Origin of the sequence: Reichenbachiella sp., assembly GCF_965233835.1 — a bacterium.
Taxonomy (GTDB): Bacteria; Bacteroidota; Bacteroidia; order Cytophagales; family Cyclobacteriaceae; genus Reichenbachiella.
The window spans coordinates 750,735-773,630 of the sequence record NZ_OZ247585.1 but is presented as its reverse complement, the minus strand read 5'-3'; the positions used below and the strand labels follow the sequence as shown (position 1 = coordinate 773,630).

Annotated in this window: 22 protein-coding genes; 8 read left to right on the top strand and 14 right to left on the bottom strand. The window is 40.9% G+C overall.

The features are described from left to right. Positions 1-48 precede the first annotated feature (48 nt). Positions 49-1,521 carry a hypothetical protein gene (locus tag ACO6S2_RS03285; protein ID WP_422361095.1) on the top strand — a complete coding sequence of 491 codons (1,473 nt, stop codon included), beginning with the start codon at positions 49-51 and terminating at the stop codon, positions 1,519-1,521. Between the two features lie 98 nt (positions 1,522-1,619). Continuing rightward, positions 1,620-2,111 (top strand): hypothetical protein, encoded by a 492-nt coding sequence (locus tag ACO6S2_RS03280; RefSeq protein ID WP_422361094.1) that lies wholly within the window; start codon positions 1,620-1,622, stop codon positions 2,109-2,111. Positions 2,112-2,114: 3 nt separating this feature from the next. Here ACO6S2_RS03280 and ACO6S2_RS03275 read toward each other — a convergent pair whose 3' ends face one another. Then, complete coding sequence (locus ACO6S2_RS03275) at positions 2,115-2,978, bottom strand: hypothetical protein (protein WP_422361093.1); 864 nt, start codon at positions 2,976-2,978, stop codon at positions 2,115-2,117. 105 nt (positions 2,979-3,083) lie between these two features. On the opposite strand from ACO6S2_RS03275, the gene ACO6S2_RS03270 reads away from it, so the two are divergent. The 4 genes from ACO6S2_RS03270 to ACO6S2_RS03255 all read left to right on the top strand — a co-directional run bounded on the left by ACO6S2_RS03270 (position 3,084) and on the right by ACO6S2_RS03255 (position 8,861). Further along, the gene (locus ACO6S2_RS03270) at positions 3,084-3,719 is read left to right on the top strand and encodes a hypothetical protein (protein ID WP_422361092.1); all 636 of its coding nucleotides are present in this window, start codon (positions 3,084-3,086) and stop codon (positions 3,717-3,719) included. A gap of 113 nt (positions 3,720-3,832) precedes the next feature. Beyond that, positions 3,833-4,159 (top strand): PadR family transcriptional regulator, encoded by a 327-nt coding sequence (locus ACO6S2_RS03265; protein WP_422361091.1) that lies wholly within the window; start codon positions 3,833-3,835, stop codon positions 4,157-4,159. Next, the gene (locus ACO6S2_RS03260; RefSeq protein WP_422361090.1) at positions 4,156-6,792 is read left to right on the top strand and encodes an ABC transporter permease; all 2,637 of its coding nucleotides are present in this window, start codon (positions 4,156-4,158) and stop codon (positions 6,790-6,792) included. Before ACO6S2_RS03265 ends, ACO6S2_RS03260 begins: the two co-directional genes overlap by 4 nt. 125 nt (positions 6,793-6,917) lie before the next feature. Continuing rightward, entirely contained in the window at positions 6,918-8,861 is a 1,944-nt protein-coding gene (locus ACO6S2_RS03255; RefSeq protein ID WP_422361089.1) for a hypothetical protein, read from the top strand. A 69-nt stretch (positions 8,862-8,930) separates the two neighbouring features. Here the strand turns inward: ACO6S2_RS03255 and nqrE are convergent, their stop codons facing one another. From nqrE to ACO6S2_RS03230, 5 genes are read right to left on the bottom strand one after another with little or no spacing between them, the layout of a single operon-like run. Continuing rightward, a complete protein-coding gene (nqrE, locus tag ACO6S2_RS03250) occupies positions 8,931-9,542 on the bottom strand; it encodes an NADH:ubiquinone reductase (Na(+)-transporting) subunit E (protein WP_422361088.1) in 612 nt (203 codons plus the stop codon). A gap of 25 nt (positions 9,543-9,567) precedes the next feature. After that, positions 9,568-10,251 (bottom strand): NADH:ubiquinone reductase (Na(+)-transporting) subunit D, encoded by a 684-nt coding sequence (locus ACO6S2_RS03245; protein WP_422361087.1) that lies wholly within the window; start codon positions 10,249-10,251, stop codon positions 9,568-9,570. Between the two features lie 42 nt (positions 10,252-10,293). Further along, positions 10,294-11,106: an NADH:ubiquinone reductase (Na(+)-transporting) subunit C gene (gene nqrC / locus ACO6S2_RS03240; protein ID WP_422361086.1), complete on the bottom strand. Its 813-nt coding sequence runs from the start codon at positions 11,104-11,106 to the stop codon at positions 10,294-10,296. Continuing rightward, positions 11,093-12,283, bottom strand: a complete 1,191-nt coding sequence (locus ACO6S2_RS03235) for an NADH:ubiquinone reductase (Na(+)-transporting) subunit B (protein WP_422361085.1) — start codon at positions 12,281-12,283, stop codon at positions 11,093-11,095. Before ACO6S2_RS03235 ends, nqrC begins: the two co-directional genes overlap by 14 nt. A gap of 2 nt (positions 12,284-12,285) precedes the next feature. Beyond that, the gene (locus ACO6S2_RS03230) at positions 12,286-13,641 is read right to left on the bottom strand and encodes a Na(+)-translocating NADH-quinone reductase subunit A (protein ID WP_422361084.1); all 1,356 of its coding nucleotides are present in this window, start codon (positions 13,639-13,641) and stop codon (positions 12,286-12,288) included. A 311-nt stretch (positions 13,642-13,952) separates the two neighbouring features. Between ACO6S2_RS03230 and ACO6S2_RS03225 the strand changes: the two genes are divergently transcribed. After that, a complete protein-coding gene (locus tag ACO6S2_RS03225; protein WP_422361083.1) occupies positions 13,953-14,630 on the top strand; it encodes a hypothetical protein in 678 nt (225 codons plus the stop codon). A gap of 2 nt (positions 14,631-14,632) precedes the next feature. On the opposite strand, the gene ACO6S2_RS03220 is transcribed toward ACO6S2_RS03225, so the two are convergent. The 4 genes from ACO6S2_RS03220 to cmk all read right to left on the bottom strand — a co-directional run bounded on the left by ACO6S2_RS03220 (position 14,633) and on the right by cmk (position 17,426). Beyond that, on the bottom strand, positions 14,633-15,172 hold the full coding sequence (locus tag ACO6S2_RS03220; protein WP_422361082.1) for a metal-dependent hydrolase: 540 nt from the start codon (positions 15,170-15,172) through the stop codon (positions 14,633-14,635). Then, on the bottom strand, positions 15,173-16,069 hold the full coding sequence (locus ACO6S2_RS03215; protein WP_422361081.1) for a 4-hydroxy-3-methylbut-2-enyl diphosphate reductase: 897 nt from the start codon (positions 16,067-16,069) through the stop codon (positions 15,173-15,175). Positions 16,070-16,147: 78 nt separating this feature from the next. Next, entirely contained in the window at positions 16,148-16,750 is a 603-nt protein-coding gene (locus tag ACO6S2_RS03210; protein WP_422361080.1) for a hypothetical protein, read from the bottom strand. Continuing rightward, complete coding sequence (gene cmk, locus ACO6S2_RS03205; protein WP_422361079.1) at positions 16,743-17,426, bottom strand: (d)CMP kinase; 684 nt, start codon at positions 17,424-17,426, stop codon at positions 16,743-16,745. Before cmk ends, ACO6S2_RS03210 begins: the two co-directional genes overlap by 8 nt. Positions 17,427-17,830: 404 nt before the next feature. Here cmk and ACO6S2_RS03200 point away from each other — a divergent pair, with 404 nt between their 5' ends. After that, a complete protein-coding gene (locus ACO6S2_RS03200) occupies positions 17,831-18,934 on the top strand; it encodes a hypothetical protein (RefSeq protein ID WP_422361078.1) in 1,104 nt (367 codons plus the stop codon). Positions 18,935-18,986: 52 nt separating this feature from the next. On the opposite strand, the gene ACO6S2_RS03195 is transcribed toward ACO6S2_RS03200, so the two are convergent. From ACO6S2_RS03195 to trkA, 4 genes are read right to left on the bottom strand one after another with little or no spacing between them, the layout of a single operon-like run. Continuing rightward, positions 18,987-19,157 carry a prolipoprotein diacylglyceryl transferase family protein gene (locus tag ACO6S2_RS03195; protein ID WP_422361077.1) on the bottom strand — a complete coding sequence of 57 codons (171 nt, stop codon included), beginning with the start codon at positions 19,155-19,157 and terminating at the stop codon, positions 18,987-18,989. A 26-nt stretch (positions 19,158-19,183) separates the two neighbouring features. Continuing rightward, entirely contained in the window at positions 19,184-20,083 is a 900-nt protein-coding gene (locus ACO6S2_RS03190) for a prolipoprotein diacylglyceryl transferase (RefSeq protein WP_422361076.1), read from the bottom strand. A 6-nt stretch (positions 20,084-20,089) separates the two neighbouring features. Then, entirely contained in the window at positions 20,090-21,547 is a 1,458-nt protein-coding gene (locus ACO6S2_RS03185) for a TrkH family potassium uptake protein (protein ID WP_422361075.1), read from the bottom strand. Then, positions 21,544-22,884: a Trk system potassium transporter TrkA gene (trkA, locus tag ACO6S2_RS03180; RefSeq protein ID WP_422361074.1), complete on the bottom strand. Its 1,341-nt coding sequence runs from the start codon at positions 22,882-22,884 to the stop codon at positions 21,544-21,546. The genes ACO6S2_RS03185 and trkA overlap by 4 nt, the downstream gene beginning before the upstream one ends. Positions 22,885-22,896 lie beyond the last annotated feature (12 nt).

Below are 22,896 nucleotides of genomic sequence, written 5' to 3'. Positions count from 1 at the left end.
TACAAGGTTTATTTTGTTATTTTTAACTTAATAAACTCTCAAATAATCATGTCTCAACTTAAGCAATTCTCTCTTTTACTTGCTCTGGCGATTACTAACATTGGTTTGGCGCAAGATGCTCATTACTGGACCGAACAATATGGTAATAAGTCAACATTGATGTCTGGGTCCGTGGTAGGTAGCGTAGACGACTTGGGAGCTATGTACTATAACCCTGCCCGATTGGCTTTGCAAGATGATCCTACATTTTTGATCAGTGCCAAGGCTTATCAAAACGTTTCTTTAAAAGTTAAAGACGGTATAGGGGAAGCTGATTTAGGTTCTTCGGTCTTTGGATCTGCACCAACATTGGCAGCAGGGTCATTCAACCTTGATTCGGTCAAGTTTCTCAAATTCTTCCAAGGACACAAATTCGCTTATGGGTTTCTCTCCAAAACCAATATGGACTATACCTTGAGCCTGTCTCAGGTCGAAACCTTAGATTTCAACGATGCCTGGGTAGGAGAAGAAGCCTATTTGTCGGATGTCAACTGGAACAAAAGCATCAAAGAAGAATGGATGGGACTTACCTGGGCCATTCCGCTAGATGACAAAAAGAAATGGACGGTAGGCCTGTCACAGTTTTTAGCCATTCATAATATGAACAGCAGTTATACCCAAAACATAGTGGCTAAGGAAGGAGCAGGAGATACAAACCCCTGTGTGGAATGCGAGGTAGCCACGTACGAAATGACAAGAAATAGAAGTATTACCAGCTATGGATATGTAGCTAAAATTGGCTTGAACTATAGTGGCAAACTCATCGAAGTAGGACTTACCTATACGGCTCCCAAAGCCAAACTTGGTGGCAAGGGAGATACGTATTACCGACAGATTCTGACAGATTATCACAACAGTGCTTCAGAATATTCAAATTTGGCAGAAATAGGGTGGGGAGATGCCCAAAGTGCCACTCATAAGGCACCAATGTCGGCAGCTTTAGGGATAGGAATCAATATTGGTAAAAATGTTATCAGTCTTAGCGGCGAATGGTTTGACAAAGTAGATGCCCATTACGCCATTGTACCAACAGCATTTCAAAGGCAGGCCCCCGAGGATGGCACCATTATTCTAAATCGATATATTGATAAAAGGAAATCAGTGATTAATTATGGTATCGGCATGGAATGGTATATAAGTAAAAAAGTCAATGCCTACACCAGTTTTTCAACCGACTACTCAGCCCTGGTCAGAACTTTTGAAGGAGACTCCTTTGAAGAAACAGATGGATTTGACAATAATCTTTTTACGGCAGATATATACCATTATGGTGGAGGCTTTTCCCTGGATTTGAAGAAAATGAACTTTACTATTGGCGCAGTATATTCCAGAGGAACTCAACCTGTAGGGCGAATTGCGAGAATTCCAGGAGAAAACAACACGGGTTCAGGTGTCGATTTAGACGCTACGACTGATATGCTTTGGGAGCGATGGAAGATACTTGTTGGTTTCTCGCTACCATTTTATTCGTTTGGAAGCTAAGGATCGTAGTACGGCCTACGTCAATAGGAGATTGATAGAATTATTTAAATCTTAAGAAATAGAAATTCGTAAACCTTAAGGTACAAAGACAAGATATCATGATGTGGAATAAGTTAGCTTTATTAGTCCTCCTTTCGTCGTTTAGCTTCAAACCCGAACTTCCAGAACTCAATGCCAAAATCATTACCTATGTAGATAGTGTGATGGGTACTAAAGTTGACCGGGGAGAATGCTGGGATTTAGCGGCCAAGGCCTTGGCCTACTCTGGGGCTTACTTCGACCGCAGTTCTATGAAGACAGTCACGATCTACGGAAGAAAGCTCAACCTCAAAAAGGAAGACATTCTTCCTGGCGATTTAATTCAATTTGAAAATGTACAAATGAAATGGACAGAAGGCAATACAACCTATACCTCTGCCATGGGTCAGCATACGGCCATTGTGTATAAAGTAAATGGGCCAGGCGATTTTGACATGGCTCATCAAAACACCAGTGACTGGGGGAAAAAGGTTGGTGTCAGTAATTTCAACTTAAACCATGTCACCAAAGGAAAGGTGATGATCTATAGACCGATCAAACAAAAAGGTTGATTTCTACATCTCTGAATAATAAAACACCTGATCATTGATAAAGAACTGTTTTTCCTTTTTTAGAAGAGGTAGCTCTACCTCAGGTAATTTATTGAATGTTAAAACAAGTTTGGCAGGTTTACCATCTTCTTCATTAAATATCAAATAGGTTCCTTTTTTGGTTCCCTTATAGTCGCCTGCAGACCCTTTGAACAATCCAGTTCTTGTAACTTTACTTTTGAAAGTGCCATCCAAATACAGCCAAATCTGACCTTGTTTTTTAGAAGCGATATCTCTTTCGTAGGCCAATAGATATTTTCCTGTCAATTCTTTTTGCCAGTCAAAATACTCTAGTTCTTCCCTTGGAATAGGCTTCACAAATTCGATAGCCTGAAGTAACGGTGTCAAGTTGGTGAAATATGTCTCCAGATGTTTTGTGGGACCATAAACCATAGCGGTTACACATACTCCAAAATCTCCACACTTTGCTAGCACTGTTCCTTTTACATCGTTTCGATTGGTCAGCCCAACTCTTGAAATTATCAAACCCTCTCTTCGGACCATTTCACCTTCCAGTTCCATACTTAGACCTTGTGCAAGGCCAAATCCTTTGTTCCACTTGGCCACAATTTTATCCAAGCTATTTTGACTGGCAAAATACATACATTCAACGCTTTGAATGGAGTCATTAGTCATTTTGAAAATCTCACTGTCCTGAGGATAAAAACCGCTCCAATTTTCAGGGATAGTCACATTGAGTCCATATAAAGGAGCTGAGAACGAGTCCCCCAATGTATAAACTTTAGCCGCTTTGACTCTTTCCTGTGAAATCACAGGGTTCCACATAATGGAACATATAAGGATAGTAAAAAAATAGATTCGTTTCATTTCAAATTTTTAATAAGTTAACTTAATTTTTTAATGGTAAAAACACACTCTACAATTTATCCTTCTTAACTTAAGTGTTGAAGTTATAACTAAACCCCTAAATCTATGCGTTCCCTAATTATCCTTTCTGTTTTAATGATTCTGTTTGTGTCAGAGATCTCTGCACAAGCCATAGAGTTTTCTGGCTACGGTGGCTATATGGTCAGTGGAAAATCCACCTACTATGATGGTCGCATCGATGTTTATGATGGGGGTGTTTTTGGTGCAACACTTGGCTACGACATGGGCAACGGTATTCAAGTTCAATTCTTATACAATAGAAATAATGCCAGTGGACGTGTAGATTATTATAGATCGGTCATTACAGAGAGTTATAACTTTGATCTTATTTTGGAGCATTATCATCTAGGTGTCGAAAAAACCCTTGGGGGTAACGAAATGGTAAAACCCTATGCGGCCATGAGCTTAGGTGTGGCAGCGTACACCCCAAAAAACATTGAACCTTCTGGCCATGAGCTAGACGCTGTTACTCGTTTTTCAATGGGAGCCGGTTTGGGTGTCAAAATATTTCCTTCAGAACGTATTGGTATTAAACTCCAAGCCAAAATGTTCATGCCAATGATGTTCAGTGGTGTGGGTATTTTCTGCGGAACTGGCGGATGTGGCGGTGGGAGCTCATTCTATGTTCCTATCGTTCATGGTGAGTTTTCCGGCGGAGTTATCTTAAGAATAGACAAATAAAAAATCTCTGGCCCTACGGCTCTTGCATTAATATTTATATATCTTCTCAAAAATAGAAACTAATAATCTTTACCTTCGTATGCAGTAATTGAAAACTCAAAAACTCATACATCATGAAAGGACATATTGGCGAATTTGAAGAACTCGTACTCCTAACCATTGCAGTCTTAGGAGACGAAGCCTATGGCGTAGCGATATTGGAAGATATCCAACAGCGCGCCGGAAGAAAGATTAGTATCGGCGCGCTACACTCCACCATTACCAGATTAGACGAGAAGGGGTTCATCACCTCTTATATGGGCGAACCTACACAGGAACGCGGTGGAAGACGCAAGCGCTATTTTCAGCTCACCGCCTCAGCCAAACAAGCACTCTCTGAAATGAAAGATCTTCGAAATGAGTTGTGGCAATTGTCAAATCTTAAACTCACTTCACAATGAAAAATCAAGGTCCAAAAACTCAACAACCGCCCAAACTTGCCACTCGATTATTTTTCTGGTTTGCAGGAGCTGCCACTATAGAGGATCTATATGGTGATATGGAGGAGATCTACCTATCTAATGTAGATTCTCTAGGCAAATCTAAAGCCAACAGAATATTTTGGAAACAAGTACTCTCACTCATTTTTTCATATGCACTGAAGGCAAGAAAAACCAATGCTGCACATTCTTATAGGTCAAGTAGCATATCTCCAGCCCTACTTTACAATTTTTTCAAAGTCTCCATGCGTACTTTGATTAGACACAGATCTTTTTCCATTATCAATATTCTTGGGCTTGCACTAGGTATGTCTATATGTCTACTTAGTATCACCATGTTTTATAGCATACAGCAATTTGATCTGTTTCATGTCAACAAGGACAGGATTTACACGGTTAACACATTGGTAATTAATAATCAAGTGAATGACAAATTTGCTACCACTGCACCTTATGTCCATGATAATTTGAAATCATACACTACCCAGATAGAGGAAGTCGTGGGTATTAACGATGGATTTTCTGGTGAAGTGAAAATAAATCAAAACACGCTTCCTATTTCCGGAATGTATGTTCCGCCTACTTTTCTAAAGGTCTTCACTTTTCCGTTATTGGCAGGCAATGAATCTACAGCTCTTCACGAGCCATTCAGTATTATTCTTACTGAAAAAACTGCTTTGCGCCTCTTTGGCCACACCAACATAATTGGCAACGCAATGGAATTAGAAAATAAAGGAACCTTTCAAGTGACAGGCATCATGAAAGACTATCCCGGTGCTTCTCACATGCAGTTTGAATCACTAGTTTCTTATAGTACTTTAGACGCAGTTGAGCCAGGTCTTAATAACCGATTTGAGGATTATCGTTTTTATACCAACAGCTATACCTACCTCTTACTCAATGAAGGCATAAACCCAGATCAGCTACAAACCCCACTAGCCCAAATTGCTGCAGCATTGTCCAATGAGGATGAAACTGTTGAGTTGAATTTACAACCTGTCACTAACATTGCAGCCGGAGAAAATATCAATTATTCCATCGGTCCATCATTCGATCGACTAACCATGGCCTCCTTTATACTGCTGACGCTCATCATTCTCGCACCTGCCTGCTTTAATTATGCCAATCTATCCATGGCTCGCGCACTCAAAAGGTCTAAAGAAATAGGTATGAGAAAAGTTGTTGGCGGAGGGCGACGGGACATATTTATTCAGTTCATTTTTGAAACCTTCATCATTACCTCGGTTGCTCTGTTTGGAGCCATTTACATTTTCACTGTCATCCGTGAAGAATATTTAGCCATGATCATTGGTGCAGAAATGCTTGACTTAAGCATAAATTTTCAAGTCATGATCGCTTTTGTTGGCTTTGCTGTTTTCACCAGTCTCTTTGCTGGTGTACTACCTGCCACTTATTTCTCCAAAATGAGAGCTATATCTTCTTTAAGAGGAGGAGGAAAGGCTGGAGTCCTATTCAAGTCAAAACTTAGAAACGGCCTGACTGTCTTTCAATTTTGTTTGTCTACCTTTTTCATCTTTGGTGCGATCGCAATGATTTCACAGTATTATCATTCCATGAACTACGACAAAGGATTCGATGAGAAAGGAAAAGTGATCCTTCCGCTGCATAATGTAGAACCAGAAATTGTTGCTCACGAGTATTCAAATTTTCCCGAAGTGTCAGAAATTGCATTTTCTTCAGGAATACCCGGCACCGGATCGAATAATGAAGTTTGGGTACAAACTTATCAGGTCGAAGATTCAGTAGCGGTTCACCAAATGTTTGTCGATAACGCATTTCTCGACTTGATGGGATTTGAGCTTGTCCAGGGCCACTCATTCATAGAGAATCTCAATCAGGACAACGAAATACAAATTATTGTCAACCAGACCTTTGTTCAGTCGATGGCATTGACAGATGCTGAAATATTAGACCAATCATTCAAACTCCCTAATGAACTCACTGCAAGAGTCATAGGAGTCGTTCATGATTTCAATCATTTGCCGGTGATGAAACAAATTCAACCATTCTTCTTTAGGTATGATCCTTCTCAGTTCTCATTTGCCACACTGAAAGTAAATACTCAAAACGTTTTTGAAACCGCCACTAAGTTTGAACAAAAATGGGAAGCATTAAATGATCTGATTCCTTACGAATTTACCTTCCTGGAAGACAAACTCAATGCCATGTATGAGCAACTAAAAAACCCTATCAAGATGTTCGGGTTTCTAAGCTTCCTAGCTGTAAGCATCGCTTGTCTAGGCTTACTCGGTATGGTTGTATTCACTATGGAAAACAAAGTAAAAGAGATTGGGATTCGTAAAGTCATGGGTGCCTCAGTTCCTCAACTGACCCGTCATTTATCTCAAGGCTTTCTAAAACTCATGCTGCTTGCACTGCTTATCACGATACCTTTAGCCTATGCTTTTTTTGAGTTTATGTTGCAGCGAATAATTTTTTACAACCGAACCATTGGTTTGCTGGAAATACTTTCCAGTATTTTGATTCTATCGATACTCGGATCCATAACGGTATTCTCACAAACCATCAAATCAGCCAAGCTCAATCCTGTTGACAACTTGCGATACGAATAATCATTAAAAATAATATTATCTTTAAGTAAAGACCTCTAGTATTAGGGGTCTTCTTTTTTTATCTTTTTCTTTATTTGCCTTAAGCACTTTTTGCGAGTCCATGTGCGAACCAAACTGAGTACTGAGTGAAGCCATATACCCTAATTTTGATTTTGACCTTCAGCCTTTCTACAAAAAATGTGCTCGGTCAAACTCGAACTTTCGGCTCGCAACCCAAGACAAAAATGGACACCGTAAAGGTGAAAGCTGACAGATTCGTCTTTATCAACGATAGTGCCTACTATGCCAAAAATGACACAGTTTTTGTTCTTCCCGATACCACGGATTTTTATGTAAGAAAAAATAATATGCAGCGCTCTCAAGAGTTTTATCTTCAGGTAGAGCAAAAAATGAGTAAGTCCAAACTCTCTAACATGATGTACGACTACATGTTTGTACAAAATGGATCACCAAAAACAGAAGAATTGCATGAGCAACGCTTTATCCCCTACGAAAGAGAAACGATCTCATCTATAGGTTATAAGTCTCTTCCTATTTTCGGGTCTACCGTAAAGGACACTACGGTTTACAATCCTTCAAAGTGGATGGCTCCCTGGAACAGTGTACATATACATACCCAAGACTGGATCATTAGAAGAAACCTTACTTTTAAAACTGGTGAACACATAAATCCAAACAACTTTGTGGACAGTGAACGACTGATTCGACGATTAAGATACGTGAAAGATGCCCGAATCATGGTGAGAGAGAACCCTAATCAGGAAGAAGCCGAAGTAGTAGTAGTAACGCAAGACGTACTTCCCTATAGTGTCATATTTAGTCCTAGCCGTGATAATGACGCCTTGTTTGGAATTACTTCAATAAATATCGCTGGCCTCGGTCATGAATTCGAATATGACTACATTCGAGGCAATGGGTCCGATTTCTTCTATAAGATCACCAATGTAGGAGGCTCCTTTATCGATGCAGAATTCAACTATGCCTACCACTTTATTCGAACGGGTTATGGCGGCTTTTTAGAGAGAGACTTTGTCACTCAGGAAATGAAATATGCGGGAGGGGCCACTTACAGTCGGTACAAATTTGGCGAATACAACTATGAACCGATATCGGACGTGACCTCGACGTATACTTATGATGAGGAGTACGCCAATTTATGGTTGGGCAGAGCTTTTCAGACCAACATCAAAACACAATTGCTTGGAATCAATGCCAAAACCAATGCCATAGCATCTGCTGGAGTTGAATACGCCAACTACTTTGATCGGCCACAAGTATCAGCCGATACTAATTATAGATATCATGACAAGACTACCTATCTGGTAAGCCTTGGTCTCAGTGCGCGAAACTACTACAAGGACAGGTTTATTGTAGAATTCGGACGTACAGAGGATATTCCTACAGGGAGCGCCATTGGGGTTGTCGCGGGGTATCAAGCGGCTGAATTCAATGACCGTCTTTACATCGGATTCAACTATGCCAGAGGAGGCTATATAAAAAAGTTTGGCTACTTCAACGGTATCGTTTCATGGGGTAGTTTTATAGGTGACGACGGTTATGAAAATGGAATTTTTAAAATTGGCGCCGATTATTTCACACCACTGTATACCATTAATCAAGTAAAACTTAGGCAATTTGTAGACGTCACCTTTAGTCAGGCTTTGCATCCAGATGAAGAATACATCCTCAATACCGAAACGGACATTGGTATTCGTGGACTAAGAAATTATTATTTGCGCGCCACCACCAAATTCAATTTGAGATTCGAAACTGTGGTTTTCACTCCTATTAATTTTATTGACTTTCGGATGGCTGCCTTTGCATTTTTCGACTATACTGCCACACAAAACATTCGAAACGACTTTTTTGATGCAGATCATTTCATGGGTATTGGTGGAGGTATCAGGCTCCGAAATGATAACCTAGCGATATCTACTTTGCAGCTACGATTTGCTTATTACCCTAGCACTCCTATCAATGCGTCAGAAGGGAATGTACAAGTAACTAACTCCGCTCACCTCAATATTCGTGATTTCGACTTTAGAGCGCCTCAAATCATCCCCTTTTAAAGCTTACAAAAAAATCCAGCCCTCTTTCGAAGACTGGATTTTATGTTTCAAATTAATTTTTTTGTTGACTTAGAGCACAATTCCAATGAAGGATTTGAAAGCGATTCCCATCAATCCAGTGAGGATCATGGTAATACCCAATCCTTTCAATCCGTTAGGCACGTTAGAATACTTCAACTTTTCCCTGATGGCAGCCAAGGCGATAATAGCCAAGAACCAACCAAATCCAGAGCCTGCACCGTAAGCGGTTGCTTCGACAATGCTATAGTCTCTTTGTACCATGAAAAGTGACGCTCCAAGAATTGCACAGTTTACAGCAATCAATGGTAAGAAGATACCCAAAGATCCATATAGCGACGGAGATACTTTTTCAATGATCATTTCTACCAACTGCACCATAGCAGCAATAATCGCGATGAACATAATGAACTGTAAGAAACTCAAGTCAATCGTTTCAAAACTACTGTTGAGCCAAATTAATGCTCCCTCTTTCAACACGTATTCCTGTAACAACCAGTTGATCGGCACAGTAATAGTCAATACGAAGATAACTGCGGCTCCAAGGCCAAGGCCTGTTGATACTTTTTTAGATACCGCCAAGAACGAACACATACCCAAGAAGTATGCGAACACCATATTGTCGATAAATGCGCTTTTTATGAATATATTAAATGCTTCCATTTTTAATCTCTTTTAGCTCGTTGGCTTAGTGTTCTACGTATCCGTTTTGTGTTCTCTGCACCCAGATCAATATTCCTAAAACCATAAAGGCTCCAATAGAATCTACCATCAATCCGTTGGTTTGGATGTTTACCAATCCTCCAGTCCATTCAGAAAGCGTGGCGTAAACAGGCACATCGAATACCGTCCCTGATCCAAACAACTCTCTAAAGAAAGCTACGGTAAGGATGATCCATGCATACCCAAATCCACTTCCCAAACCGTCAAGGACAGAATCGTATGCCTTGTTGGCCATGGCAAATGCCTCCAAGCGTCCCATCACAATACAGTTTGTAATAATCAGCCCAACAAAAGCACCCAATACTTTGTACATATCGAACAAATAAGCCTTTAGCACTTCACTAACCAGCGTTACCAAAGTAGCAATTACAGCTAGCTGCACGATAATTCTAACTCGTCCGGGAATCAAATCTCTCATTAGAGAGATGATCAAATTGGAAAATACGATTACAAATACCACGGCTATAGACATAACCAGAGTAGGCTCCATTTTCACCGTAACTGCAAGTGCTGAACAGATACCTAATACCTGAATGGTAATTGGGTTATCATCGTTCAACGGGTCAGTGATGAACTTCTTCCTTCTTTTCGACAATAAAGGCTCTGCTGGCTCTTTTACTACCGCTTGTTCCAAAGTTTCTGTACTCATTGTATTATATTTTTAATGGGTCAAGCCCAATCAATTCCTTAATTATTCTGCCGTTTCTTCTGCTTCTTCCTCTATAGCAGGTTCTACTACCTCAGCCACTGGCTCCTTTGAGTTTTTAGTTTTCTCAATGTATGAACCATAGTATCCGAAATAGTCTTTCAACATAGCATTCAAACCCTTACCAGTCAAAGTAGCACCTGACAATCCGTCGATGTGGTGATCATCTAATGGTTCACCCTTTTCGCCTTTCACCATGCTTACCGATTGTAAAGTACCAGATGCGTCATATAGCTTCTTACCTACGAACCTGGCTTTAACTGGTTCGTCCGTAATTCTTGCACCTAAACCAGGTGTCTCAGACTTGTGATCAAAAGCTACACCTCTTACGGTATTCAAATCAGAATCCACTGCTACAAACCCAGAGATCCAATCCCAAAGACCTGCCCCAAACATTGGGAAGATATAAGCCTCTACTCCCGACCCATCTTCTTTCATATACATGAAAACAGGGTAAGGTCTAGCCTCTACGTCTTTCTTGAATTTATTGTGATTCTTTTGGAAATCGATTTTCTCAGCTACCAGCTTGTTGCCTTTAGCGTCAGTTTCCATTGGCTCACCGTTGATGTCTACCACAGTAGATGTCACTCGCTTCTTGTAATAAGCTAGAATTTCATCCGGTGTTTTGCCTTCCACACTTGAAGGATCCACAGCACCCAAAATTTTCTTTTTGGTATCCAATTCTACCTGCTTGTCTTGCAAAGGCTTCAGCACTACTGAAGTTCCAGACAACAATCCACCCAATACTATGGTCAGTATGGCGGAGAAGACTACTATATATAAATTAGACCGTTGCACGTTTCAACCTCCTTTTCTTGTTAGCTGCTACCACGTAATAATCGATCAGTGGAGCAAATACGTTCATTAATAAAATTGCCAGCATGATACCCTCTGGGTAAGCCGGGTTAAATACTCTTATGATTACGGTAAGTATTCCGATAAGGAATCCGTAGATCCATTTTCCAGTTTCCGTTTGTGTCGCTGTTACCGGATCAGATGCCATAAACACTGCTCCGAAAGCCAAACCACCAATCACCAAATGATAGTGTGCTGGTAGCAACATATATTCGTTGGCTCCAAGCATATTACAAATAGTGCCCATTACAAAAGCACCAGCAAATACACTAGTAATAATTTTCCAGCTACCTACGCCTGTAAGTATCAAAATAGCCGCTCCGATCAAACACATTAAGGTAGAAGTCTCCCCAATACTACCCGGGATGATTCCCATAAATAAGTTATTGAAGCTATAGAGTCCCGAGGACCAGGTGTCTGCCATCATACTCAACATCGACTGGTCTGCTTCTACAGCTGCAGCTCCGATAGCCAAAGGTGTAGCTCCTGAGAATCCTGCCACTGCTTGCTCACTACCTAAGTAAGACCAAACATCACCAGAGATCTGTGAAGGATAAGCGAAATACAAGAACGCTCTGGCAGTCAAGGCCACGTTCAAGATATTCATCCCGGTACCTCCAAATGCTTCTTTGCCAATGATCACAGCGAAAGCTGTAGCCAACCCTACTTGCCATAGTGGAATGGTAGGAGGCATCACCAATGGAATCAACATTCCGGTTACAAGGAATCCCTCATTTACTTCATGTTTTCTAATCGTAGCGAATGTAAACTCTATACCAAGACCTACTGAGTAAGAAACAATCAAGATAGGAACTACCAAAGTTGCTCCTAATAAAATCTCACTTCCTAAGTCCGCTACTTCACCAATGGCCAAGTAGTGTTGATGACCTGCATTCCAAATACCGAAAAGTAAACATGGAACCATCGCGATGATCACTGTCATCATCATTCGCTTCATGTCGATCGCATCTTTGATCTGGGCACCTTTAGCACTTGTCGTACTGTTTGGTGCTAGAAAGAGCGTCTCATGCGCTTCGTATATATAGAAAAACTTCTCCCACTTACCACCTTTCTCAAAGTTGGGGCGAACCTTCGCAAATATGTCTTCTATAAACTTCATTCTTAACTATTTTTTACTAGATCTAGTCCTTCTCTTAAAATGGCCTGAACATCGTTCTTAGACACGTCGATAAATTCACAAAGCGCCAAATCCTCTTCGATCACTTCGTAAATACCCAAGCCTTCCATATCATCAAAATCCTCCGCAAGGATCGCCTTCAACAAATAGGTTGGAAGAATGTCCATTGGGGTTACCTTCTCGAAGGCACCAGTCTGAACGAATGCTCTGTGCTGACCTCTGTTGTTGGTGTCTAGCACAAATTCTTTTTTCTTTCCGCCAAGGAAAGACAACAAGCCAAAAGCTCTGTGGAAACTCAAACGATTGGTGGTAGGTAAGATCCATCCAAACAATTCGTAGTAATCCCCCTCAGGAATTACAGTCAACTGGTTGTGATAAAATCCTAAGTAACCAGTAGAGTTCACTTGATTACCTGTCAATACATTTCCAGAAATGTATCGCACATATCCGTCCTTAATGGTGCCATCAATCAACTTGTTGATCGCTGCTCCAGTATAAGTCTTGTAGTACTGAGGTGCTTTCACTTCTGACCCTGCTAAAGCAATTACCTTAGAAGCGTCATATTTTCCTTCCAAGAAAAGTTTACCGATCTGCGCTACACCATAAGGGTGTACCGTCCAAGAAACTTCTCCCTTATTAATAGGTGCAATGTGGTGAATTTGCACACCTACGTTTCCAGCAGGGTGTGGACCCGATACCGTGTTGACTTGAGCTTCTGATCCTTTAAATAGATCTGATGAATCATTGGCCTCTATATTAACATGAACTTGACCTTCAGTCAATTTAGCCAACACGCTGATTCCGGCTTCAAAATATTTTTTCTGACCTTCCAGGATATAATTCATATCCGGAGCCAAAGGATGTGTATCTAAAGCTGACACAAAGATATTTTTAGGTGAGTCGTTTGGATCAGCCACTACGCCGAACGGACGCTGGATGATGTTAGGCCAAACACCCCCTTTGGTCATCTGCTCTATGGCTGCTTCTTTTGTGAGTCCCTTCACGTCGTCGTGCTTATCGAACGACTCGAAAGACACCTCTTTGTCAGCCAAGATTCTGATTTCCAAAATTTTTCTTTTAGCGCCTCTTACCACCTCTGCGATCTCTCCACTCACTGGTGAAGCGTACATCACATTTTCAACCAGTTTGTCGATCATGATCGGCGTGCCAGCCTTCACGTTGTCACCTTCCTTCACGAGGAGTTTTGGGCGACTCATACCAACAAAGTCTGTGGGTTTAATGGCGTAAGTCTCCGCGGGTGGGAGCTCTCCGATTTTCTTTTCAGCTTTTCCTGCGAGATTGATATCGAATCCCTTCTTAAGCTTTATATTCTGAGACATATTTTAATGCAAAAGTCCTGTTTTATAAAACGAGGCAAAAATAATAAAAAATTGATGATAATGGGCTAGGAGCGCAATTATCGTAAAAGTATTTGAGTAAGGAAAGTGTAGAAGAAAAAATTGGGATTGACAACGCTTTCAATCTCCCCAACCCTCTACTTCAAGAGGGAGTTTCGCGCACCTGTTGCGCGATCTACCTGATTAGGCAGCGGCTGTCCAAAAAATAGATGCCGCAACAAGTGCGGCAAGTAATTTTCACTTAGAAAGAGGACGTCAAGAGATTTGACAAGAAGGCACATTAACTTTAACCCATGAAATCAAAAATCCTACTTCCCTTTCTTGCCTTAGTATTCCTCAGCCTTTCGGCCAAAAGCCAGGGGGTATCTGCTTCCTTCATCATTCCAAAGGATGGATATTTTTCCGCTCCTGTGAGTCCACTCTCTGTACGAGGACTTGGTTTAAGTTTTGGTTTACTGGGAATAGAAACTGGTGCCTCTTTATATAATATGCCTGGGTTACCTATGACTGGTTTGCCTTTTGAAGCCGATGAACCTTTGACCGGTCCTCATTGGTCCATACTCGTGCCTCTTCAACTATCCTTGACTTTAGACTCTGATGCCATGTCAGTAAAATTTCTTGGCGGCGGTTTTGGCATGGGTCATATTGCCCCTCAAATCAACTATGGCAATATGGATCGGGCCATTCGAGAATACGAAGGGTGGGATGTAGCTAATGCTGATTTAGAAGCTGAAAACAAATTGGGGTTTGGCTGGATGGCCGGTGTAGAACTGGCCTTTCATGTGAATGACAAATTTTCAATTACTACCGAGGTGCAATACCTGAAAGGGGACTCAGGAGCAGCTGTCACTGGCTCATACACAGGTGGTTCGATCGGCGGCAACATCGAAACCCGAACGGTAGATTATTCAGAGGCAGTTACAGCATTGGAAGGTGTGGAAATTTCACTTGGAGTGAAGATGAATAGGTAAATTTATTTCTTACCGACTTTTCTTTTTAAGAGAAAGGTCAATAAATAAGCTGCCACACATGGGATGCCAATCCAAATAGCCTCACTTTTGAGCACCTCCCAACCTCTTTCAGAAAAGAACCTCGCTGCTCCTATGGGCGAAACTGCTATGGGTTGCCAAGGGAAAAAATATCTGGTATCGTCCCAGGGAGAAAAGAACGCCACACCTAATCCTCCATTGGTCATGGCATCAAGTACTGCATGAGAAGCGGTACATAAAAAGAAGAAAACTGTATGAATCCAAAAAAATTTTCTATCAGAACTTCTGACTGAAAAACCTGCAGCACAAACTACCCCCCAAATCAGTGCAAATAATAAAGAATGACTAAAACCACGATGACCCCAGAAACTTTCGTAAGGAATACCAAACTTAAAGGCCATGACATCTAAGTCAGGGATGACGGTGCAAATCACACCCACTAAAACCACCTTCCAAGAGTAACCCTTTGGTAAGGCTCGACCTAGAGAAACTACGACTAATGCATGACCAAAAGCTGAGGCCATTTAGACGCTAGTGGTTTCGAATTGTTTAAAGATATAATCCCTCACTTGCTCCATCAACCACATGGGCGTAGAAGTAGCACCACAGATTCCTATGGAGTCCGAAGGTTTGATCCAATCCAGATCGATTTCTTCTTCATTCCCTACAAAGTAACTGCGTTCATTAAAGTTTTTGCAAACACCATAAAGAGCACGACCGTTAGAACTTTTCTTACCACTTACAAAAATGATGACATCGTGTTTTTGTGAGAACTTCTCCATACTTGGCTCACGGTTGGAGACCTGACGGCAAATACTGTCATTGGCCTTGAAGTCAGTGACTTCCAGCGGTTGGCCTTTGGCTACTGTAATGCGTTCTTCGATCATTGCTTTCAATCGATAGAAACCTTTTGTACTTTTCGTAGTCTGGCTATAGAGTGTGACCGGTTTGGAAAAGTCTATTTGCTCCAGATCTTCATCCTCCATGACGATGATAGCTTTTTCTTTGGTCTGGCCAGTGAGACCAATAACCTCCGCATGACCCGGCTTGCCATAAATAACAATCTGGCCATTCTGCTCTTCCATTTGGTCGAAAGAACCTTTTACTCTATTTTGAAGCTTAAGTACTACAGGGCACGAAGCATCGATCAATTCGATGTTGTTTTCTATTGCCGTCTTATATGTTTCGGGCGGTTCGCCGTGTGCACGAATAAGGACTTTGCAATCTTTTAGATTCTTGAGGTCTTCATTGCTTATAATGACCAGACCTTTGGCTGCCAATCGCTCAACTTCCATATGGTTATGCACAATGTCACCCAAACAATAGAGCTGACCACTCTCATTGAGCTCGTCTTCTGCCATCTCTATGGCATATTCTACACCAAAACAATATCCAGAATTTTTATCTATCTCTATATTCATAGGGTTTGCAATAGCCTGATAGGCAAAATTAACTCAAATAGTTCATTAACAGGATTACATTGAAGCAGTCTGGCTAGATTAAATCCTCACCTTTTGGGCTGAATTAAATAATCTTCGATATTCTTTCAGTTCTTCAATATAGAAATTAGACGTAGTCGATGAATCTTCCAAATGTCTGAAATAAATGACCTTCTCATCCACCTTCCATTTCAACTGATACTTCTTCAAATACGGATTTAGTCTATTACCGTTTTCAGACCTAAGTACTATTCCCATATGACGAGCCAACGAGTCGGTAGTATGATTGAGCGACTTGTAACTCAGCTTACCATACGTTTTTGCCAGTTCATCTGAGATTGATCTATCCAATTCGTACTTCTTCTTGCAAAGCACACTGTCTATATAATATAGTGTCACTCTTTTTACTTCAGCACTATGAATTTGGATACCAGGTTCATCGATGATATGAAACTCAATTCTATCATTATAGAATTTTCCAAACAGGTTTTCATCAGTAGGGGTTATTTCAGCTTTTTCTGCATTGATTTCGACTTTTCCCCAAACGTTGATGCTTTCTTGTTCCATTAACTCTGGACTTTCTAAACTCACCAAGTCACTTGAGCTTTGCTGCTCAACACAACCCACACCAAAAATCAACAGGATAAAAGCGATCCTAAGCATTCATCATTTTTCCAGTCGCTAATTGTACAATGTGCTCCACCTGCTCTTCCAAAAACATGTGGGTCGTATCAACTTCTACACTGTCCTTGGGTTTAATCAATGGACTCTCTTCTCGAGTAGTGTCAATTTTATCTCTTTTACGAAGGTTCTCTTTTACTTCGTCCAGGTCCACTAAATTGTCCTTATCGAACAACTCTTTTTGCCTTCTTTCTGCACGGACATCGAAGTCGGCATTCATGAATATTTTCAACTCCGCATCAGGAAAGACTACAGAACCAATATCTCGGCCATCCATCACGATGCCCTTCGATTTACCCATTTTCTGTTGCTGTTTCACCATTGCTTCACGAACGGCTTTGATAGCTGCTACCTCACTCACCTTCTGGGAGATTTCCATTTCACGAATTTTTTCCTCTACATTGAGGCCATTTAGGTAAGTCTCATTTTGTCCTGTAGATTCGTTGTGGTGAAAAGTAATGTCTATTTCTCCCAGCGCCTTGCTTACTGACTTAGGATTCGTAAGATCTATATAATGCTCTAAAAAGTATAGTGTAACGGAGCGGTACATAGCTCCTGTATCCACATATCCGTAGTTGAGGGCAGCTGCCACTCGTTTTGCTGTTGAACTTTTGCCGCAGGCTGAATAGCCATCAATAGCGATGATAATTTTTCTCATGAGTGGTTTGCTCAAGTGGGTTAATACGATGATTATTTTGGGTGCTTGCTAGCTTTAGCAATCTTTTATCGGACAAGGTATTGGTTTGCCTTTTTTAATCTTCCTTGGTTTTCTCTCCTTAGGGTATTGAGACGACTTGCACGAGCCAAAACTAAGAAGCAACCCTATTAAAATTAATGAAAAAGTTCGTGAAGTGAGTTTATAGCCCATGTAAAATTTTTGTTTGAACAAATATAGCAACAAATGGATTTTACAATCCAAAGATTGTCGTGTCATATATAACGGTGTATATTGTAAGAGTTGTACCACACTGCCAGCTATTTTCTCTTTCTAACCAGTTTCAATAAATCCATATAGGGATTACACTTCGTATCTCTATCGTTTTTAACCAAACAATAAGCAGTATGAGTACTATATCAATTAAGGCAAACGACATCAAATGGCCAGAAATTTTTAGCCTAGGGGCTTTAAACGTTTCTGTGGTTATCAGTTGGATTGCCTATCATGAGTACCAACCTATCCTCTTAGAAAATTTCAGTTTTGATCATCTATCGGATTTTCTCATAGTAACCAAAGCTATTGTTCTAGTCATTATTCCTGTATTAGCAGGATTACTCGCGGATTATCTATTAGGCAAAAACGGGAAATACTTTACCCTTTTTACTGTGGGTATAGGAGCGACAGCGATGATTTTTATGATTGTGGCCTCTATCATAGGCGCAGGACCGGTAGGTGCATTAAAACCTTTCCTTCCTTACATGATTATCCTTTGGCTGATTTCTATGAATCTATTTATAAGTCCGGCTTATTCTATGATCGAAGCATTTGCCCCAGCACAGAAGCTGCCCATCGTAATGGGTTTCCTGTTTTTAGTGACAGAGCTGATCTATGCTCTTGAACCATTGGTGGTTGGGCTAGTTCAATTTTTTGGCGATACGCTAACATTTATTGTCGGTGGTATTCTTATTTCGGGCAGTGGATACTTATTTCATAAGATTTCATCCAACGAAGTGATCTCTAGAAAAAAGGAATTGCTGGAAAGTAAAAACAAAAAGGTAAGCGTAGAAAGTTATGTGGCCATTTTGATCATAGGACTGGCACTTGGTATGGGAAAAGCATTTTTAGTAGAATACATTCCTGCCAATTTTGAGGCCAGCTTCCCTGACATGGGCAACACTGGAGATTATGTATCCTTTGCGTTGTTGGGACTTTCCGCCATTCTCGCTTTTGCAATAAGTAAAAAAGTAGCTGTTTGGAACACACAAAGTGTATTGGTCACAAGTCTGATCATTATGGGAGTGGGGGCACTTATCTTATTGATGTCTTCCAGCGTATCAATTTCCATTGCTGGTGGTATCATCACGGCTATCGGATTTAGTATTTTAAATATCAGCGGATTACCGTTCGCAATCAATCAACTTTCGGTAAAACACATTACCTATGGTGTAGGCATCTATATTGGTGCCAGCGAAGTTTTCACCGGTTTTTTTGAATACTACTTCAGATAAGAAACTGCTTATTGACTGTGAGCCACACAAGTGATTGTGTCGGCTTACGGCTCTAAGCTTTTTTCTTACCAAAGCCCCAATACCTAATCATAAAGGTTACACCCCAAAGAAAGAGTGGAATGCTCAGCCACTGACCCATATTTAATGGAATATCAGCTTCCCAAGCTTCTTGGTTTTCCTTGAAAAATTCTACAAAAAATCTCTCTGACCACAACATGGTCATGAAAAAACCAAATAAAAATCCTTCCTTCAATTGGCTTCTGTGATGATACCATACATGGCCAGAATCAAAAACATCAATACACAGGCAATAGACTCATAGAGCTGACCAGGATGTCTGGGTATTCCCAACGTATGAATTTTAGCATACTCCACACCACCTTCTTTATATAGCTCATATGGCATATTCATACCAGATTTATAGTACACATGTTTGCTTACACTACTTGATCGAGCAAAGGCATTGGGTACGCTTCTTTCAAAGAAATTTTTAGAGGTCTCATCACCTAAATCAATACCTCTTTTATACTCCAGCACAACAATCATCGGCACCAGCCCTGCACTATCACTAACTGCCTTCCCGCCTTTTTCAAAAGACACCTCTTCAATTCTCTCATCTCCATTTAAGAACATGTCTTCTACACTTCGAGAAAACACGATGCCACTATCGGTGCCTGTTGGTAAGCCGATAATTTCAGAATTCATGAAGTTTCCAAATCGGATAAAGGCACCAACCAGAACGGTCACAATAGCCACACGATCCAATATCCACAGGTAGGTAAACCCATATTTTTTAGCAAAAAGATACAACGCGATAAACATCCCAATGGCACCGCCATGACTAGCGAGGCCACCTTCCCAAATTTTGATAATTTCTATAGGATTACTCAAGTAGTAAGTTGGGTTGTAAAACAGGCAGTGTCCCAGTCGAGCGCCCACCACCACTGCAATAACCAAATACATGGTCAATTGATCCACATCTTTTGGGTTCTTGTTTTCTTTTTTGAACACCCAATACATGACCTGCTGAGCCACAATAAAACCCATGGCAAAAAGCAGCCCATACCAACGAACCTCTCGGCCAATCCCAGGTATGGTAAATATTTCTGGGCTCGGACTCCAGATGATAAAATCAAGAATAGATGTCATGTGTAGTTATATTTTGCGCCAGAAATATGGCGTCAGTAAAATCAATACAGTGAAAAGTTCGAGACGACCAAGCAGCATTAAAAAAGACAAAAACCACTTGCCAGTATCCGGAATAACAGCAAAGTTATCCACTGGGCCTACCTGGCCCAAACCCGGTCCTATATTTCCTAAACAGGTAGCCACAGAACCAACTGCAGTAAGAAAATCTGTGCCTATCCAACCCATGATAACAGACCCAACGGCAAAGATGGAAATGTAAATCATTATAAAGGCCAGAATATTGAAAGTAATATCTCTGTGTACTGCTTTTTTATTCAATCGCACGGGTATAATAGCCGAGGGGTGCAGTTGTCTTTTGAGTTCGAGGATGCTGTTTTTTATCAGTACAATGTGCCGGACAATTTTTACACCTCCAGCAGTACTTCCCGCAGAAGCGCCAATGAACATCATTACAAACATGAGGATCACAATCGAAGAGGCCCATTGGCTATAATCCGCTGTCACATAGCCTGTAGTAGTGATGATGGAGATGACTTGAAACAGGCCATCTCGAAATGAGTTTTCCAGACTTTGGTCTGAATGTGTGAACACACTTACAGAACAAATGACAGTCAATAAAATACAGAAGGAAGCATAAAACCTAAACTCTTCATTTTTGTAAACGGTCATGAACTTGCCATGAAGGCCAAAATAAGTCAGTGTGAAATTAGTTCCTGCCAAGAACATAAAAAATGTAATCACATACTGAATGAAGGGTGACTGAAAGTGAGCAATACTGGCATTCTTGGTAGAGAACCCTCCAGTCGCCATGGTAGTTAGTGCATGATTGATGGCATCATAGAACGTCATGCCGCCAGCCCACAACAAAACCATTTCCGTAAGGGTCAATCCCACATAAATCAGCCAAAGTCTTTTTGCAGTTTCTGTGATTCTTGGTTTCAATTTATCCGGAGTGATACCTGGTGCTTCAGCCACAAAGAGCTGCATGCCACCTATACCTAATATTGGTAATATGGCCACAGCCAAAACAATGATGCCCATCCCCCCAATCCATTGGGTCAAGCTTCGCCAGAACAATACCCCTTTGTCAATAGATTCTATATCAGTCAGAATTGTAGCCCCTGTCGTAGTAAATCCGGAAATGGTTTCAAAAAAGGCATCTGTAAAATTAGGGATAGAGCCACTCAAGATATAAGGCAAAGTTCCAAAAGCTGACATGGTCAGCCAACCCAGGGTCACAATGAGATAACCATCTTTTTTCTTTAGGTCTTTGGTTCTGTTTTTCCTCGTAAGGGCAAAAGTGATGTATCCAACTAGCATGGTAATTCCGCCCGATTTTAATAAGGGAATTAAGTCACCATCTTTGAAATACAAACTGAATGGAATACAAAGCATCATAAAGGCACCGTTGAGCAAAACTAAAAGCCCAAGGACATTGAAGATCACTCTGTAGTTAAATCTCATTTGAAGTACCCTTCTACTTTTCTAATGCATTCCGATCTAGACAATACCACTACTCTATCTTTTACTTCGAAGTGAAAGTTGCCTCGTGCAATGTGTCCTTGTCCATTTCGGATGACCCCACCAATAATCGCTGATTTAGGGAATTCAAGATTTCTTAATTCATGCTCCAGAATTTTTGAACCTTCGGTCACCTCAAATTCTAAAATTTCCGCATCCACACCATGAATGGTTGTCATATTGACCACTTGTCCTTTTCTAATATAACGGAAGATAAAGCTTGCCGCAATCAATTTTTTATTGATCATAGTATCCACACCAATGTTTTGCGACAGGTGGATATAATCCATATTTTCAACCAAAGAGATGGTTTTGCCTACGCCATGATTTTTAGCTACTAAAGAGGAAATAATATTAGTCTCTGAGTTTCCAGTAACGGCAATAAACGCGTCCATGTCATCTATTCCCTCTTCTTTCAGCAACTCTACATCTCTACCATCCCCATTAATGATCATAGTGTTCTGCAAGGTATCGGCTAGTTCGAAACATTTGTCCCTATCCTCCTCAATCAGCTTGATATTATATTTTTTGCTAAGCTGCAAAGCCGCCTGAATACCAATTTTACTTCCTCCCAGAATCATGATATTTCGAATCTCCTCACTTTGCTTCTTCGCCAAATCCAATACGCGCTCTACTCCGTCTGGCTGACAGATAAAATAGGCGTGATCATTGTTTTTGAACTTGTTGTCTCCATGTGGAATAATCGTCTCTCCATTTCGGAGAATGGCTACGGTAGTAAAACTGTGGTCGGGGTTAAGGTAAGCAGCTTCTACCAAGGTCTTACCACAAAGCTCCGAATGCTCATCTATGGTAATTCCCACCAGAGACAAGGTACCTTTTTCGAAATCAAACAAATCCGTCAACGCTGTTTGTTTCAGTAGCCTTTTGATCTCTTTAGCGGCCAGTGACTCTGGCGAAATAATTTCATCAATACCAATATCCTTGAGGTCAAGGATCTCCTTCTTGTGCAGATATTCAGTATTAGTAATTCTTGCTATGGTTTTTCGGGCACCTAGGTTTTTACCAATAATAGAGGTGGAGATATTGGTGGCTTCAGATTCGGTAACTGCGATTAGCAAGTCAGCTTTTGCCACTTGAGCTTCTTCGAGTGTCCGAAAGGAAGTGGAATTGCCTTTGGTAGTATGCACATCGAGGTGGTTGGCAATGTATTGCAGTTTTTCATCATCGGTATCAATGATATTGATGTCGTGTGCCTCGAATGCCAACAATTTGGCCAAATGAAACCCAACATCTCCTGCACCTGCTATTATAATCCTCATATCTGGCTAATC